We start from the raw sequence: 16,287 nt of genomic DNA, 5'->3' as shown, positions 1-16,287 counted from the left end.
GTTATTTTCCAACGACGGTCGAGGCCGCCCAGTACCGCGGAGAAGGCTCGCCGGACCGAGCGGATACGAGCGCGGGTGCCCGGTCTCGACGCGGCGGGCTATTGCTCGGCATACGCCGCTATCGCGCCGGCCTGTGAGCCGTGCACGTCGCGCGCCCGGCAAAACCAGATGTCGGAGGCACAACCACGATGCGACCCGGCAAGCACGTGTGACGCTCCTGAGAAATCTCCGCCTCGCCGAGCACGTTTCAGCAAACGCAAGTAGGGTGCTGGTTCGAGACCCCGGAAATAGCTGTGCGGCGGAATCAGGAATGCGTACACGGAGGTCGCGGGCAGGAGATGCGATGCCGACAAAATTGTTACGATGGCTCGTTCTGGGAGTCATATCGGCAGCTGCGTTCGCCACGTTGCCCATGGGACCGGCAAGCGCCGATCCGGTCGACGACATCCCGGGTGGGCTGGAGTCGTTCTATCACCAGCCGCTGGACTGGACACCGTGTAACGATGCGGTGCTCGACGGTGCGGGGGCTCAGTGCGCGGGCGTTGTCGTACCGCTCGACTACAACCGACCGGACTCGCGCACGCTGACCGTAGCGATCTCGCGTATCCCGGCCACCGACCCAGCCCGCAGACGCGGGATCATGCTGTCCAACCCCGGCGGTCCCGGCGGTCCGGGCCTGAGCATGATCGCCGACCTCCGGGATCGGCTCACACCGGATGTCCGCGCCCGGTACGACCTGATCGGCATGGACCCGCGTGGTATCGGCCGATCGGACCGAATGAGTTGTGCGCTGCCGCTGCCCAGCATGTTGTTCTCGGCCGGCTTCGACGCCTTCGGCTACGCGCGCGACGCCACCCTGGCCGCCGCGTTCGCGGCTTCCTGCGTAATACCCGATCCCGAGAAGGCTCGGTCCATCACCACCCGCAATACCGCCCGCGACATGGATGTCATCCGCAGCGCATTCGGCGAACGCGCGCTCAACTACTACGGCGACTCCTACGGCACCTACCTGGGCGCGGTGTACACGCAGATGTTCCCTCAGCACAGTGACCGGATCGTGCTGGACAGCGCCATCGACCCGGACCGCTACTGGATCGGCACGTACCAGGACATGGGCGCCGTCAACGAGGCCGGGCTCGACGACTGGGCGATCTGGGCGGCCCTCCACGACGCCGACTACCACTTCGGCAGCAGCGGACCGCAGGTCCGAGCCTTTGTCGAGGACTTGATCCGACGTGCCGCCACGCATCCGGTCATCGGCAACGGCTATCTCATCGATGAACACACCGTTCCGATGATGCTGCTGTCGCTGTTGTCGAATCCGAAGAAGAACACCAGCCTCGCCGAGCTCGTGCGGACCCTGGCCGACGCAGTGTCCGGGCTGCCCATCGACATGGAGCAGCTGAAAGGGAAGGTCAGCGGTCCCGTTCCGCTGGATGCTTCGGGCATGGCCGCGGTCCTCTGCGGCGACAAGGCCGCACCCCGGGATCTGGCCTGGTATAGCCGCAATATCGAAAGCGTCCGGGCAACCCAACCGGTGTTCGGCGCGTTCGCCAACAACATCACCGCATGCGCGTTCTGGCCGGACCCGGTCGAGCCACCCACCGCCGTGCACAACCCGACACCAGCCCTGATCCTGCAGGCCACCCGCGACACCCGCACCCCCTACCAGGAGGGCCTTGCATTGCACCAGGACCTGACAGCGTCACGAATGGTCACACTGGCAGACAGCCGCGTTCACGGCGTCCTCGGCTCCAACGTGAGCCATTGCGCGAACGAGGTCGTCAATACCTATTTCCGTGACGGCACCCTCCCCGATGCCGACCTCACCTGCCAACGCGACACCGACAATCTCCCCTGACCTGACCCCATGATCTCGGTCCGGAGAGTGTGAGAGCCCTTGCGGCCCACGAAGTGGGCAGGAAGGCTCGAAAACCATCGCGACACGCAACAGGCACACCCCCGAGCAGGTCGTGCGCAGGCTGAGCGAGGCCGATCGGCTGCTGGGCGAGGGCAAGGACATCGCCGACGTGTGCCGGACCCTGCAGATCACCGGCCACCTACTACCGCTAGCGCAACCAGTTCGGCTGGCTCGAGGCCGACGACGCAAAACGGTTGAAGGCCCTCGAACGCGAAAACTCCACCCTGAAAAGGCCTCTCGCCGAGGCCGAGCTGGAGAAGGCAGCATTGAAGGAGATCGCCAAGGCGAAGGCGGTGGGCGAGCTCGATGGTGAGCCTCCGGGGATCGATCGCAGTGGCGCTGCTCGTGTCCCCGAACGCGTCACCGTCAAGGTGGTCCGCGAGCTGGCGTGCCACCTCCGGAGTACGGAATCCGACGACGCGCTCGACACTCCCCAGTTCCTCGACGAGGGCCTCGGCCGTCATGCGCACATCTCCGAGGACCGGGACCCTGCAATGCACCACGGTGTTGACGACGCATCGCCGCCCAGCCGGCGAACCGGTCAGATCAGCTTCTGCAACGGCGCGGGCACGTCCAACCCCATCTGGGCCAGGGCATTGGCGTGGTAGGCCTCTCCGGGAACATGAATCATGTGTTGCAGTCCACCGTGCGCGTCGCGCCAGAATCGTTGCAGCGGGTTGTTGCGCCGAATCACATTTCCTCCGGATCGCGCGAAGATCTCATCAACGGCCGAGACCGCCCGCCAGGCACAGCGGATCTGATTTCGGCGGACCATCGAGCGGTCGTCGATCGTGACCGGCCTGCCGCCCGCGACCCGGTCATACATCGCGCTGATGCCATCGATGAGTTGCACTCGCGAGGCAGAGATCTCGGCGGCCGCCTCCCCGGCCGCGTAGAGCACGTACGGATCATCTCGCACCTGAACCGCTGTCGAGGTGACCCGGTGGCGTTGCAGGTTCAGGTGCGCGGCCAGCGCGCCCTCGCAGATCCCGATCACCGCCGCGGTGATCCCGACCGGAAACATCGAGGAGTAGGGCAGCCGGTACAGCGGCTCGGTCAGCCCTCGGGCTTCTGCGGCGGCCCCTGACTGGATCCTGTCCTGGCCGATCGTCCGATATGCGGGAAGGAATGCTTCGGTGACAACGACATCCTTGCTGCCGGTACCCGATAAGCCGATCACATCCCACGAGTCGTCGATGATCGTGTAATCCGATCGGGGGACCACCACGTGCAGCATGGTGAACGGCACGGCGGGCATTCCGGTGCCGTCGCCGAGAATGGCGGCCAGTAGGACCCATTCGCAGTGGTCGGTTCCCGAGGAGAACGGCCAGCGCCCGCTGAGAACATAGCCGCCGTCGGCGGGATCGGCGATACCACAGGGCATCACCGGCGAGCCGACCCACGTGTCCGGGTTGTCTGCCCAAATCTCTTGTGCGATACGTTGATCCATTTGCATCAACTCCCACGGGTGGATGCCGACGACGCCGGCCACCCAGCCAGCGGCTCCGTCGTGGCGTGCGAGCGCCATGACCGCTTCGGCGAAGTCCCGCGGACGGGCCGCGTAGCCACCGAACTCGGTCGACGCCATCAGACGCATCACCCCGACCGAACGCAATAGGTCGACGCTCTTGGAGCTGAGTCGGCCGAGTTTCTCGTTTTCCTCGGCGAGCGCGGCCAGCTCGGCGCCAGCCTCCTCGATACGATGGACCACTTCGTGTGCCACGTCGCACACCTCCTGTCTGATTCTTGGCTCATTGCTGTGGTGAAGTAGTCGGTCGCCCGGTCATGCGGGCGCGGAATTCACGCCGCCCTGCGTACACGCCTGCGGTCGCGCACGCGGATGACGAACGACAACAGGCTTGCGATCGGCCCGGGCAACTCGGCGTCGGGCACCATACCCATCTGCCGCCCCATGCCGAGCTGGTCGGCTTCCTGCCACCCTTCGACGATGCGACCGTCAGCGATCCGCACCATGCTGATGGCGTAGAGCGTGGCGACCCGCCCGGTCGCGGGAAACCCGTTGAACATTCCGGCATGGGTGGCGGTGGAACTCCAGCGGATCACCACCAGGTCGCCCTCGGCGATCATCTCGTGCACGTCCAGCGTGAAGTCCGGCATGCCGGTCCTGACCACCTCCATCGCCGCGCGCATGCCCGCGCGCCCAGGCGGGAACCTCCCCTCCCGGATCTGGTCGTGGAACACCACATCCGGGTCGACGATCTCCTCGGCGAAACTCCAATCCCCTTCGTTCCAGACCCTTTTGATGTACTGCTCGATGAGGGCCTTGTTCTGTTCAGCCGACACTGATCGACTCCGTTTCTCCCATTGCGAAGGGATGCAGGGTGGCGTGGCTGCGCGCGTCCAGCGCCAACAGCGGGGGCGTGACCTTCGCCCCGAGCGTGCGCAGAATCAGCGCATTGGCCTGCGGGCCGAACGGACCGCCCCAAGCGGTAGCGGCACCGATCTGACGCGACGCCAGCACCAGTGGAAGAGTCACCTTCCGGCGGGCGCGTTCATAGCCGCGCAGTGCCGCGATGGGCGCGCCGCGGCGCGCCCACTGATCGGCGAAAACGACACCGTCGGTCAGTGAGGTGCCCGCGCCCTGCCCGAGGTCGAAGGTCATGGCATGGGCGGCATCGCCGAGCAGGGTGACCCGTCCACTGCCCCACCGCATCAGTGGTGAACGGTCGAAGGTGTCGCGTCGATGGATCGACGAAGGCTTCGTCGCCGCCAGCAGCCCCGTCACGATCGGGCCCCAGTCTCGGAAGAACCTGGTCAGGCCTGCGTAGACACCCAGATGGTCGCTGCCGCGCCCGGCGGGTCCGTTGCGGACCGCCCACCAGCACACCCGTCCATCCCCCAGATGGAAGAAGGCGAAACGTGCTGCACGTCCATGCAGAATACGGAACACGCCGGCCGGTGCGCCGCCGTCGGTCTCACTGATCCCGGACCAGTGCGCGTACCCAGGATGGCGCGGTGGAGTCAATCCGTGCAAATGTGCACGCACGCGCGATTGAAGTCCGTCAGCCCCGATGAGAACGGTACCGCGCGCCGTGCGCCCGTCAGTGAAGGTCGCGGTGACTCCGGAGCCGTCCTGCGACATCGTCGCCATTGTCGAATTCAAATGGAGCGCATCGGCGCCGAGTTCTCCGTACAGCAAATTCAGCAGGTCCGCACGCCGGATCGCCAAAGGCGTCACATCGTTCGCGGCGATACGAGCCGCCATGTCCACGCTGTAATGCGTACTGCCGTGCTCACCGCACATCTCGAATCGATCGACCCGATGACCCAATGCAATTGCCTTGTCCAGCAGCCCGAGTCTGGCCAAGGACATCACGCCCGCGTACCAGAGCACGTAACAGCCGCCGTATTGCGTACCACGCGCACTCCTGGCCTCATATACGGTGGCATCGAAGCCGTTGTTACGCAACGCGATCGCTGCGCCGGCGCCGCCGATCCCGCCGCCGATTATCAATATTTTTCCGCTACCTGAACGCACAGTGCCCTCCGAAGAACTCGAGGCCCGATGCCGGGCTCGTCATCGCGCCGATTTCCGTCCGATTAGGAATCGGGACCATTGACTTGGGCCCCGATTTCAAATACATCCAAATACCCAATTTCCGCGCCGACACCATCTGCCGACCCGGTGGTCGCCATTTTGTTCGTATCGCCACAAGGCTTATCAATCGCAATGCAGCGGCTTCGTCATCTCGGTCGACCTCGTCTCGAGCAGAAGTAGAACACCGTTCTACAAGAACTGTCAACGAATGGTCGGGCGGTTCGCCGTCGTGCTGCGCCTCCTGCCTACAACGGGCGCAGAATGTCCCTGTCGGGTACCTACTTTTGACTGGGGGCCGACCTCGTCGCAGGGTTCAACTGTGATCCTGGAGGGCGATATAGCGGTGCAGCCGACGCAGCGGAGCGGGGGCGTACCAATTGGTCCCGCCCAGGAGGCTCATGGCGGCGGGCACCAGGATGCCACGGATGAGCAGGGCGTCGATCAAGATCGCCAGGCCCGTGCCGAGACCGAACATCTGGATGAAGCTGACCTTCGACACACCGAATGCGAAGAAGCTGACTGCGAGCAAGCCGGCGGCAGTCGAGACGATCCGCCCAGTTTTGGCCAGGCCGTGGATGACCGCGTCGGTCGTGGCTGCGCCCTGGTCGTGCAACTCCTTGATGCGACTGGTGAGAATCACCTCGTAGTCCATGGACAGCCCGAATGCGACACAGAACAAAAGCACGGCCATGGCGGTGTCGGTGGGGCGTGGAGTGAATCCGAGCAGCCCGCTCAGATGCCCGTCCTGGAAGATCCACACCATGGCGCCCAGTGCGGCGGAAAGGCCGAGAGCGTTGAGCAGCAGTGCGCGCAGCGGTTGTACGACGCTGCCGGTGAATGCGAACAACAGCGCGAACGTGGTCGCGACGATCATCAGGGCGGCGATGGGGAGCCGGGATCCGATCGAGGACTCGGTGTCGAGCTGCTGGGCATCGACGCCGCCGACCAGCGCGACGGCGCCGGCAGGAGCAGCAGCGGCACGTACGGAACGCACCAGATCACTTGCCGCAGCGGACTTCTCGTCCAGGTCGCTGGCGACCGTGAGTCGTTGCAAGCCCGGCTGGGCGAGCACGGCGACCGCGGGACCGGTGTCGGTGGAATTGCCGTGCACCCAGGTACCGAGGCTGGTCGTCACGCCGGTGACGCCGGGCAGTTGGGACACCCGGGCGGCGTAGTCGGCGATCGCGGACGTTGTCGAGGGACCGTCGATGACGACGTCGACGGAGGCATGACCGAAGCCGTCGAAGTCGTCGTGCAAGGTGTCCGACACTTGGCGGCTCGCGGCGCCGGCGGGCATCACTCGCTCGTCGGGAATGGAGAATCCGACTCCGAGCAACGGACCGGCCACCAGCGCGAGGATCGCGACGACCGGCAGCGCGGCTGCGATCGGACGCCGGGTCACAGCGGCGGCGAGCCGGCCCCAGGCCGGAGCGTCCGAGCCGCGATGAGCCTTCGACCAGGGCAGCGACCAGGCGTTGACCCGGTGACCGAGAACCGCCAGCAATGCGGGCACGACGGTGAGCGCACTGATCGCGGCGACGGCGACGACGCCCATGCCCGCGTACGCGAATGACCGGAGGAAGAATTCGGGGAACACCAGTAGTGCGGCCAGCGCCGCGATCACGGTGGTCGCGGAGAACACGATGGTGCGTCCGGCCGTACGCAGCATCGCCGCGACCGCCTCGCGCACGTCGGCGCCACCGGAGAGCTCTTCACGGAACCGCGCGACCAGCAACAGGGCATAGTCCACCCCGAGCGCCAACCCGAGTGCGGTCGTGAGATTGACCGAATACACCGACACTGCGGTGATTCGGCCCAGTAGGTCGAGTTCGGCGAAGGTCCCCAGGATGGCGACCACACCGAGGATCAACGGGACCAGCGCGGCGACGACGCTCCCGAAGGCCAGCACCAGCAGGATCAGGGTGATGGGGATCGCGATCGATTCGGCGAGCCCGAGGTCTTTGGCGACCTGATCGTTGACATCGTGTTGGACTGCGGCACTTCCGCCGGCGCCGACAGTGATCGGCCCGCTCGGCCCCCGGTATCGATCGACGAGCACGGCAGCACGTTCGCTGACCTGGGTGGCGTCGCCGTCGATGTGCGCGACAACGATCCCGTTGGCGCCGTCCCGAGATTTCATGGCCGGCGCGGCCGTTGTCCAGTAGGAGGCGACCTGACTCAGCCCGGGCTCCGCAGCGACCCTCTCGGTGAGTTGCCGGGCGGCATCCGCGACGGCGGGGGTGTCCACCGAACCGCTGTTCGCGTGCACCATGAGCACCAGATTGGTTTGACCACCGAAGTGATCGTCGATGACGGCCGCCGCGCGGCTCGATGCCGCGGCCGGGTCGTCGAAACCGCCGCCCTGCAGCTTGCCGAATGCCCCCACCCCCAGTAACGCGGCAGCGATGAGAATGAGGACACTGAACGCGAGAACCGTACGGGCCCTTCGATATAACAGGCCCCCCAGTCTGCTCACTCTGTCGATGTCAGGTGTCGGGGTGGACAGGACTTGGTCAGACATGACTGGCGTTTCCCATCAGGTACGTGGTCGTGCATGGGCCGGATTCGGGGAGCGTCCTTGCTATAGAACAACGTTCTACTAGAGCCCGACGGGCTGTCAACCCGGTCGGCCGCGGAAAATCCGCACTCGCCTACCACGCGAAAACCGCTGCGGTCGAGTGCATCTCGACCACAGCGGCTTCGTATTCGAAATATGAACCGGCCCGGTATCAACCCATCTGCGCGGAGGCCGTCGCAGCGAGCAAGATGAATCCGATCAGGAGCAGCCAGGATCGCAGGCCCTGGAAGAACTCCCATTTGTCCCGGGTCTGCTTCCATTGCGCCGGTGGCTCTTCGGCGTTCCACCGCCCGGTGGCCAGGTTGATGGGGACGTTGAAGATCACCGTTGAGACGATCGCCACCACGAACGACGTGGCTGCGGCCAGCCCGAGGACGCGGGTCGCGCCGCCGAGGTGCCAGACGTGCACCGCGTAGCTCACACCGATGATCGTGGTGACGATCATCAACGGTGGCATCACGCGCCCGAATGTCCGGAGTAGGCCCTGCTCGACTCGGATGTGCTCGGTCTGCGGCAAGCGCCGCACAACCGGGTGGACGAAGGCGTAGGAACCGAATTCGGCGCAGGCGGTGAATCCGGTGACTACCAGGGCGGTGAATGCGAACCAGTTCATCGGTTTTCCTCGGTACCTACTCGGGCCGGATCGAGATTGCGGCGGCGATGCGCGGGCGCAGCTCCGCGGCCGGGATCACCGTATCGACCGAGCCGACCTGCACCGCACGCTGGATGCTGTGGACGCCGTCGAATTCCGCGCCCAGTGCCGACAGATGTTCGGCCCGCACGGCGGTGGTGAGATCGGCGAGTTCGGTGACCAGCTCGGCGCGCTTGCCGGCATCGTCGGTGGCATCGAGGCGCTGACGCAGACCGCGGACGCGGGGGTCGTCGGTGGTGCGGGCGTCGACGGTGCGGGCGAAGACCACCGCGGCTGCGGGCGCACCACCGATCACCGAGGCGTAGGACCCCTCGACGGCCAGGACCGTCATATTGGGATTGAGCGCCTTGGAGAACACCACGAAGGCGCCGCCGTGGTAGCGGGAGATCACGCAGAACACGATACGGCCGTCGAAATTCACTATGGCACGGCCGATTTCGGCGCCGTACTCGAGTTGCAGCCGCCGCATCGACTCCGGGGACCCGTCGAATCCGGACAGGTTCGCCAGCACCACGACCGGCCGATTTCCACTGGCGGCGTTGATCGCGCGAGCCACCTTCTTCGACGACAGCGGGAACAGGGTTCCGGCGGTGAATGCCTCCGGGCCGTCCGCCGACGGGAAGCCGTGCCGTGCGACCTGTGCGGATTCGATGCCGATCAGGCAGATGGGGCGACCGTCGATGCGGGCGTCGGTCACCACGGCGGTCTCGGCTTCGGCCATGTCCGCCCACCGTTCCGACAGCGGGTGGTCCTGGTCCGAGACGGCGTGCAGCACAGCGCGGATGGAGAACGCCTTCTTGCGGTCGGGGTTGGTGGCCGCGCTGAAGATCTGGCCGACGGTGGTGAAGTCGCTGTCGGGGTGCCGGTGCGGGAACTCGGTGACGTCACGGGTGACCGGGTCGGCGGTCGCGGCCCGGCGCGGCCCGGACTCTTCGGCGGCAACATACGTGTGCTCGTAGTGGTCCATCAGAATCTCGTGCGCGGCCGCGAGATTCGGTGCGAAGTACTGGGCCTGGCCGTTGGGGCCCATGACCCGGGCGTATCCGCCGATGCCGAAGTTGTCCTCGGCGGAGACGCCGCCGGAGAAGTCGAGGGACTGCTTGCCGGTCAGGACCATGGCGCTGGTGGGGGTCATCACCAGGATTCCCTTGGTGTGCATGAGCATGGTGGCTTCAGCGTTCCAGTACGGCTGGGCGCCGACGTTGATACCGGCCACGACGATATTGATCTCGCCGCCGTGCTGGGTGAACTGGACGATGCGGCGCAGCACCCGGGCCACCCAGTCCATGTTCTCGGTGCCGGAGTTCATCGAGATCCGTGCCCCCGACGACAGGGAGTACCACTCCAGCGGAACCCCCTGACGCTCGGCCAGATCGAGGGCGGCGTCGATGCGTGCGCATTCGGGTTCGCCGAGCGCACCGAGTTCGCGATACGGATCGCCGAACAGCGCGATCCGCTGCACGCCTTCGGGGTGCAGCTCGGTCGGCGTGGTCACCGCGCCGACGACGATCCCGGCTTCGTTGTGTCCGCGCGGCCGGTCGACCTCTTGCAGCCCGTCCCCGTTCGGGCCCAGGTCGAGTTCGGTGAACTTCCCGTTCTTCCCGCGTACCAGGTCGATCAGCTCGTACGGGTAGAGCGCACCGCGGCGGCGCACCCGCATTACTTTCTGGTCGTAATCGGTGAGCGGCGCAAGAGGTTCCGCGGGCGGTGCGTCGACGGTGACCTCGGTACCGCCGGTCAGGTCGTAGCTGAATCGGGTGACCTGGAAGTCGTAGGAGCCGTCGGGCTGGCGGACGCGGCCGTGTACGACCACTTCCTGGATTCCGGCCCGAACGATCTGGGGCGCGGTGACGTGGAGCCATTCCGCCAGTGCGGCGGTGTCTTCGTCGATAACCGGCCGGATGTCGAGCCAGACGTGATTGAGTTCCAGCCGCGTGCCGACCGGATCGAGTTCGCGCCGCGCCTGCGCCACCACTTCCGCGCAGGCATTGAGCACCGTCTCCGCACCGCGCACCGTGATGATCGCACCGACGCCGTCGCGCACCGGTTCGAAGCGACGTACCTGGGCCATGGCGACAAGTCGCTGATCGGCGGGGTTGTCGAGGGCGACCGCGTGGTAGACGGCCATGTCCGCGGGCGCGGCCAGGCGGTCGAGCCGGAAGTTGCGCAGCCGCCACAGATGCAGCCGTCGGCCGACCAGCGGGTGCACCCCACGAATCACGCTGTCCTCCACCAGATCACCGGCGCGCCGGCGGAAAGTGAAGTGTTCCAATGGCGCACCGTCGGGCGGTGCCAGGGCGACGGCGATGCGGCGTGCGTGCGACGCGAGTGCAGTCCTGCGCAGCGCATCCAACAGGTCGGACGCGCGTTCCTCGACCGAGCCCGGCGCGTCGGGCCAGCAGAGCAGCAGATCGACCACATGGACGTGGTCGGCGGGAGCGCCGTCGAGCAGACCGCACAGGGCGCTCACCACGGCCCCGGACGGCCCGTCCCGCAGGTCGCTGATTCGGGCCACGGTGGCGACGCAGGTGGTCGGAACGGTGTTGCGCGGCTGCAATTCGAGGCTGTAGTCGCAGACCGCGTAGGCGCGCCCGGCAACGGTCACAGTGTGCACGCTGCGCAGATGCTGTTCCCCGTAGCGGCGACGACACATCACCTCGAGCAGCGGATCCACCGGAGCATGGATATCGCGTCGCAGGCGGGCCACCAGGATACGATCCAGCGATTCGGGAATGTCGGCGATGGCCGTGATCCGTCGCGTGCGCTCCAGCGAGTCCGGAAGGCTTGCCAGCGTTCGCAGTTCGTCCGCGAGCCCGGCCAGCATGGCGGCGCGCGCCGCTTCGGCCTCCGGGTGCAGGTACCACCGGAACTCGACGCTGCGCGCCAGGTCGGCCAGCACCGGGGTGCGCGCCACTCCGACTCGGATCAACCGCTCCAGGGCGGCCCGGACCGCCGCATCGCTGTCCGGGAGCGGCTCGCTCAGCCACACCTTCAGCAGCTCCCGCACAATTCGGGTGGCCTCGTCGAGCCGCCTGCCCGCCAGCACGATTCGATACACGGCCTGTTCGAGCTCGGGCGTGCGCTCGAATCCGTCGACAGCATATCGACGCAGTCCGGCGGTCAGCGCCTGCCGGAACCCGGCGGACAGAGCGCCGCGACGGACGTCCAGACTCTGCAGGTAGACGTGCAACTGCTCGCGGCGGCTGCGATGCGAGTCGGTCTCCGGCACCGGATCCGACAGTTCGGCGATATCGCAGAAGGTTTCGATCACATCGGCCTCGGCGGCCGGCGGCGCACCATGCCGCGCGAAAAGCTCACTACGCGTGCGCAGATAGCGCGCCAGGGCCGGCTCGGATTCGTCGGCGTGGTCGAAACCCAGGATCACATTCGACAGTTCCTGCAACGCCCACCGCGCGCCGCCCCCGGAGTCCTCATCCGACGGCACCGGAAGCAGCAGATCGACCGGCTCCGACGGGGCCGACTCCAGGGTCTCCCCCACCGGCTCCAACTGAGCGAGCAAGGTTCCGGTAGCAACCTGGCTGCCGACCGAGACCAGCAAAGTACGAACGCGGGCGTCGAACGGCGCGGGCAGCACCGTCTCCATCTTCATGCTCTCCAGCACCAGAACCGGTGCGCCGGCAGCGATTTCGTCCCCGGCCGCCACGGGCGTCGCGACAACCAGTGCCGGGGCCGGAGCGCGCACCGCACCGCCCTCGTCGCGGCTGACCCGATGCGCCACCCCGTCGACCTGGACAACATGCACGGTGCCATGAATGGCCGTGACGATGCGGTAGGTGCGGCCGGCGACGGTCAACCGGCTCGAATACCGGTCACGACGTTCGACGACGGCATCGAAACCTGTTCCGTCGATGTCGATTCGGTACCGATCGGCTCCGGTCCGGGCCGCGGAGGTGCGATAGGTGCGCCCGGCCAGCTTCACCTCCACCGCGCGAATGGGCTCGTCGAGGATCTGCGGGCGACCACCGCGCCCGGTCTCCCACAGCCTCGTCCGGCGCGCCTGCTCATCCTCCTCGTAGCCGGCGATCGCCGCGGCTGCCAACGCGATTCCCGTCTGCTGGGCGGGCGCCAATCCGCCCAGCGCGCGGACCCGATCGACCCACCGGGTATCCGCGGTGGCGTCGATAACCTCGGGAGCATCCAGCAGAGCCGCCACCAAACTCTTGTTGGTCGCACCGCCTTCGATCACCACGGTGGTCTCGGCGACGGCCCGCCGCAGTCGCGCCAGCGCCTCGTTGCGATCCCGGCCGTAGGCAATGATCTTCGCGATCATCGAGTCGAAATCCGGTGGGATCTCATCGCCTTCGATGACACCGGTATCGATGCGAATACCCGGCCCGACCGGCCAGCGCAGCAGTTCGATGCGCCCCGGCGCGGGAGCGAAGTCCCGGTCGGCGTCCTCGGCATTGAGCCGCGCCTCGACCGCGTGTCCACGCTCGAGCGGGCGGGTGCCGCGTAGCGGCAGCCCGGCGGCCACCTCGATCTGGGCCTTCACCAGATCCATTCCGGTGGTCAGTTCGGTGACCGGGTGCTCGACCTGCAGGCGCGTATTGACCTCGAGGAAGGCGAAGAGCCGCTCCTGCGGCTGGTAGAGGAATTCCACCGTGGCTGCGCCCTGGTAGCCGACCGCGAGGACCAGCTGCTCGGCCGAATTCTTCACCGTCGCAATCTGTTCCGCGTCCAGCAGCGGCGAGGCGGATTCCTCGATGATCTTCTGGTTGCGGCGCTGAATCGTGCAGTCGCGCACGCCGAGCGCCCACGCGGTGCCGTGCGCGTCGGCGATCACCTGCACCTCGATGTGGCGGGCGCCGTTGACCAGCCGTTCCAGGAACACCGTGGCATTGCCGAATGATCGGAGGGCTTCCTCGCTGGTGCGGGCGTAGGCCTCACGCAGCTCTTGCGCCGAAGTGACCATCCTGATGCCGCGGCCGCCGCCACCCGCGGTGGCCTTGAGCATCAACGGGTACCCGATCTCCTCGGCCGCCGCCAAGGCGCCGGCCAGCGAGTCGACCGCTCCCCGGCTCCACGCGGCCACCGGTACACCGCACTGCTCGGCGAGCAGTTTGGCACCGATCTTGTCGCCGAGCGCGCGCATGGCCTCGGCGTTCGGACCGAGGAACGTCACGCCCAGCCGGTCGCACAACTCGACGAAGGCGGGGTCCTCGGCCACGAAACCCCAGCCCGCCCAGGCGGCGTCGGCGCCGGTCTCGGTGAGCGCCCGCTCCAGCACCGCCAGGTCCAGATAGGGTCGGGCAGCGGCCGGTCCCAGGCAGTAGGCCTGGTCGGCGTCGCCGACGAACCCGGCCTGACGTTCGCCATCGGTGTATAGGGCGATGGTCCGTAGCGGTTCACGATCGCGGTGCTCGGCATTGAACTCCCGGACCGCATGGATCAGGCGGCGAGCCGCTTCCCCACGGTTGACGATGGCGATGCGCGTGAACATGACTACTCCTGAAGCGGAACGACTTCGAGACGGGGATTCGGGACGGCTAGCGACGCAGCAGGGACACGCCGAGGGTGACCAATCCGATGGTCAGGCTCGCCACCCCGAGCCAGAGCAGCACCACCAGCGAGTTCGGCTGGGTACGCCCGGTGCCGATGGCGGACAAGAAGAATCCGGCCGAGATCAGTACGGCCGCAACGGGTGTCGCGAGGCGGGTAAGGAGGCCGAACCATCCGGTCAGCCGCGCCGAATCGGTGAGGATCAGCGAGATCAGCGAAAGGATCAGCAGCACACCGGCGTGCGCGTGGCCCGCCCGGGCGAAGCTGTCCTGGAACGCGGTCTGCGGCACCTTTCCGGCGTCGATCCGGGTGAGGAAGTAGCCGCCGAATTCCACCCCGACCATGATCAGCAACAGGATTCCGGCGATGCGGCGGGTCGTGGTGGTGAACGTCGGCACCTGGACGGCCGACGGGAGGGTCTGCTCTTGGATGGACATCGGGCGTGGTCCCTTCTACAGCTGCGGAGTGAGATCGGCGCGGGCCCGGCCCGCGGACTGCATGGCATACACGGTGCGCAGTACGACGTTGTCGCGCACCGCCCGCAGCGGTGCGGCTTCCATCAGGCTCATCCGGCTGACGATCCGCGAGGTCTTCACGAACTCGTTGGCGCGGCCGAGGCGGCGCTGCTCGTATTCGTGCAGGCCGGCTACCGGGTCGGTGGCCGAGGTCAGTACCCGGGCGAGGCATACCGCGTCCTCGATCGCCTGCCCGGCGCCCTGCGCCATATCGGGCGTCATCGGATGGGCGGCATCACCGAGCAGGCTGACGCGTTCGAGTCCCCAGTGCGGCAACGGATCCCGGTCGACGATATCGGTGCGCAGAATCGCTTCCGGCGTGGTGGCGGCGAGCATGCGCTGGATGTGGGCGGGCCACCCGCGGTAGACATCGAGCACGGCCGCCTTGCGGCCCTCGGCCGGATCCGGAACCCGCGGCGGCGATTTCACCAGGGCGAGCCAGTAGAGCCGGTTCCCGCTCACGTTGTAGTGCAGAATCCGCGCGCCCGGTCCCCAGTAGATCCGCATCTCGCCCACCGGGATCTCGGGATCGGTGTAGTCGGTGATGCCGCGCCAAGCGGTGATCCCGGAGTAGTGCGGCTGGGCCGAACCGTGCAGCTGGCGGCGCACGATCGAGGAGATCCCGTCCGCGCCGATGAGCACATCTCCGTCGACGGTGCTGCCGTCGGCGAGCCTGGCCAGCACGCGCTGGGTGTTCTGCTCGAACCCGATCAGTTCGACCCCGAGTCGCAGCGCGTCCGCGCCGACGGTTTCCAGCAGCAGCCGGTGCAGCTGCGGGCGGCTCAACCCGACCGATGGAGCGCCGATTTCGCTGCCCAGTGCGGCCAGGTCCAGCCCGCCGAGTCGGCGGCCCCGCCAGTCGAGGTAGCTGTGTGCGGTGATCTCGGTGCCGATCGCGGCCACGCGGTCGGCGAGGTCCAGGTGCTGCAGGGCCCGTAAGGCATTGGCCCACAGGTGCACTCCGGCGCCCTTGGCGAGGTCGTCGGCCTTGCCGACCTTCTCGACGACGACCACGTCGATGCCCACCCGGCGCAGGGCGATGGCGGCGGTCAGCCCGCCGATCCCGGCTCCGGCGATGATGACCCGTCCGATTGTCATTGGCCCGCACCCAGTTCCACCGAGATGCTGACCCGGCCGGCCTGGGTGACCGCCCGCACAATCTCGGCATCGGACACCCGGCCGTTTTCGGTGGCGAGCTCGGCCGGACCCGCGTAGGAGGGAATGGCATCCACGAGTTTGCGCAGAATGGCCGCGCCCTCGACGGGGTCGTACACGGAGGTGGCGACACCCTGGACCGTGCGGCCACGCAGCAGCAGCGAGACCGGCGCACCGCCGGCCAGGTTGCGGTGCCACGGCGAGTCGGTGGACAGCAACACCCGATTGCCCTCGCGCACATAGGCCATCGGAGTCGTGTAGGTCCGGCCCGACTTGCGACCGGTGAAGGTCAGCATGCCGTATTTCGCGCTCATGATGCCGTGGAACGGCGAGCGGATGATCAGCGAGGGGAATAGGTTCTTCGCGCGATCGACGAAGGTGGGCATG

At 67.1% G+C, this 16,287-nt stretch carries 10 protein-coding genes and 1 pseudogene; 2 read left to right on the top strand and 9 right to left on the bottom strand.

Going from position 1 to position 16,287, the window contains the following annotated elements:
* Nucleotides 1-412: 412 nt before the first annotated feature.
* Together ACFXIV_RS40545 and ACFXIV_RS40540 are read left to right on the top strand one after the other, a co-directional pair.
* Nucleotides 413-1,861 (top strand): alpha/beta hydrolase, encoded by a 1,449-nt coding sequence (locus ACFXIV_RS40545; RefSeq protein ID WP_379403000.1) that lies wholly within the window; start codon nucleotides 413-415, stop codon nucleotides 1,859-1,861.
* 76 nt (nucleotides 1,862-1,937) lie between these two features.
* A pseudogene (locus ACFXIV_RS40540) lies at nucleotides 1,938-2,319 on the top strand (transposase); the annotation flags it as partial.
* Nucleotides 2,320-2,462: 143 nt separating this feature from the next.
* Here the strand turns inward: ACFXIV_RS40540 and ACFXIV_RS40535 are convergent.
* The 9 genes from ACFXIV_RS40535 to ACFXIV_RS40495 form a co-directional block, all read right to left on the bottom strand.
* Nucleotides 2,463-3,644 (bottom strand): hydroxylase, encoded by a 1,182-nt coding sequence (locus ACFXIV_RS40535; RefSeq protein ID WP_379403001.1) that lies wholly within the window; start codon nucleotides 3,642-3,644, stop codon nucleotides 2,463-2,465.
* Nucleotides 3,645-3,721: 77 nt separating this feature from the next.
* The gene (locus tag ACFXIV_RS40530; protein WP_379403002.1) at nucleotides 3,722-4,225 is read right to left on the bottom strand and encodes an ester cyclase; all 504 of its coding nucleotides are present in this window, start codon (nucleotides 4,223-4,225) and stop codon (nucleotides 3,722-3,724) included.
* Nucleotides 4,215-5,420: an FAD-dependent oxidoreductase gene (locus ACFXIV_RS40525; protein WP_379421424.1), complete on the bottom strand. Its 1,206-nt coding sequence runs from the start codon at nucleotides 5,418-5,420 to the stop codon at nucleotides 4,215-4,217. Before ACFXIV_RS40525 ends, ACFXIV_RS40530 begins: the two co-directional genes overlap by 11 nt.
* A 373-nt stretch (nucleotides 5,421-5,793) precedes the next feature.
* Nucleotides 5,794-7,956: an MMPL family transporter gene (locus ACFXIV_RS40520; protein ID WP_379403004.1), complete on the bottom strand. Its 2,163-nt coding sequence runs from the start codon at nucleotides 7,954-7,956 to the stop codon at nucleotides 5,794-5,796.
* A gap of 253 nt (nucleotides 7,957-8,209) precedes the next feature.
* A complete protein-coding gene (locus tag ACFXIV_RS40515) occupies nucleotides 8,210-8,671 on the bottom strand; it encodes an anthrone oxygenase family protein (RefSeq protein ID WP_379403005.1) in 462 nt (153 codons plus the stop codon).
* Nucleotides 8,672-8,687: 16 nt separating this feature from the next.
* On the bottom strand, nucleotides 8,688-14,171 hold the full coding sequence (locus ACFXIV_RS40510; RefSeq protein ID WP_379403006.1) for a carboxyl transferase domain-containing protein: 5,484 nt from the start codon (nucleotides 14,169-14,171) through the stop codon (nucleotides 8,688-8,690).
* 46 nt (nucleotides 14,172-14,217) lie between these two features.
* Nucleotides 14,218-14,667 carry a hypothetical protein gene (locus ACFXIV_RS40505; RefSeq protein WP_379403007.1) on the bottom strand — a complete coding sequence of 150 codons (450 nt, stop codon included), beginning with the start codon at nucleotides 14,665-14,667 and terminating at the stop codon, nucleotides 14,218-14,220.
* A 15-nt stretch (nucleotides 14,668-14,682) separates the two neighbouring features.
* Entirely contained in the window at nucleotides 14,683-15,843 is a 1,161-nt protein-coding gene (locus ACFXIV_RS40500) for an FAD-dependent monooxygenase (protein WP_379403008.1), read from the bottom strand.
* A complete protein-coding gene (locus ACFXIV_RS40495; RefSeq protein WP_379403009.1) occupies nucleotides 15,840-16,286 on the bottom strand; it encodes a nitroreductase/quinone reductase family protein in 447 nt (148 codons plus the stop codon). The genes ACFXIV_RS40500 and ACFXIV_RS40495 overlap by 4 nt, the downstream gene beginning before the upstream one ends.
* Nucleotide 16,287: the final 1 nt, after the last annotated feature.

It is taken from the genome of Nocardia sp. NPDC059236 (assembly GCF_042754085.1).
Lineage (GTDB): Bacteria > Actinomycetota > Actinomycetes > Mycobacteriales > Mycobacteriaceae > Nocardia.
The sequence above is the reverse complement of the archived record's forward strand: the minus strand, read 5'-3'. Positions and strand labels throughout refer to the sequence as shown.

What these genes read in the sequence shown, in the direction of transcription:
- ACFXIV_RS40545 (WP_379403000.1), top strand. Translation starts at nt 413, where the DNA reads ATGGGACCGGCAAGCGCCGATCCGGTCGACGACATCCCGGGTGGGCTG.
- ACFXIV_RS40515 (WP_379403005.1), bottom strand. Translation starts at nt 8,671, where the DNA reads ATGAACTGGTTCGCATTCACCGCCCTGGTAGTCACCGGATTCACCGCC.
- ACFXIV_RS40510 (WP_379403006.1), bottom strand. Translation starts at nt 14,171, where the DNA reads ATGTTCACGCGCATCGCCATCGTCAACCGTGGGGAAGCGGCTCGCCGC.
- ACFXIV_RS40505 (WP_379403007.1), bottom strand. Translation starts at nt 14,667, where the DNA reads ATGTCCATCCAAGAGCAGACCCTCCCGTCGGCCGTCCAGGTGCCGACG.
- ACFXIV_RS40500 (WP_379403008.1), bottom strand. Translation starts at nt 15,843, where the DNA reads ATGACAATCGGACGGGTCATCATCGCCGGAGCCGGGATCGGCGGGCTG.
- ACFXIV_RS40495 (WP_379403009.1), bottom strand. Translation starts at nt 16,286, where the DNA reads ATGCCCACCTTCGTCGATCGCGCGAAGAACCTATTCCCCTCGCTGATC.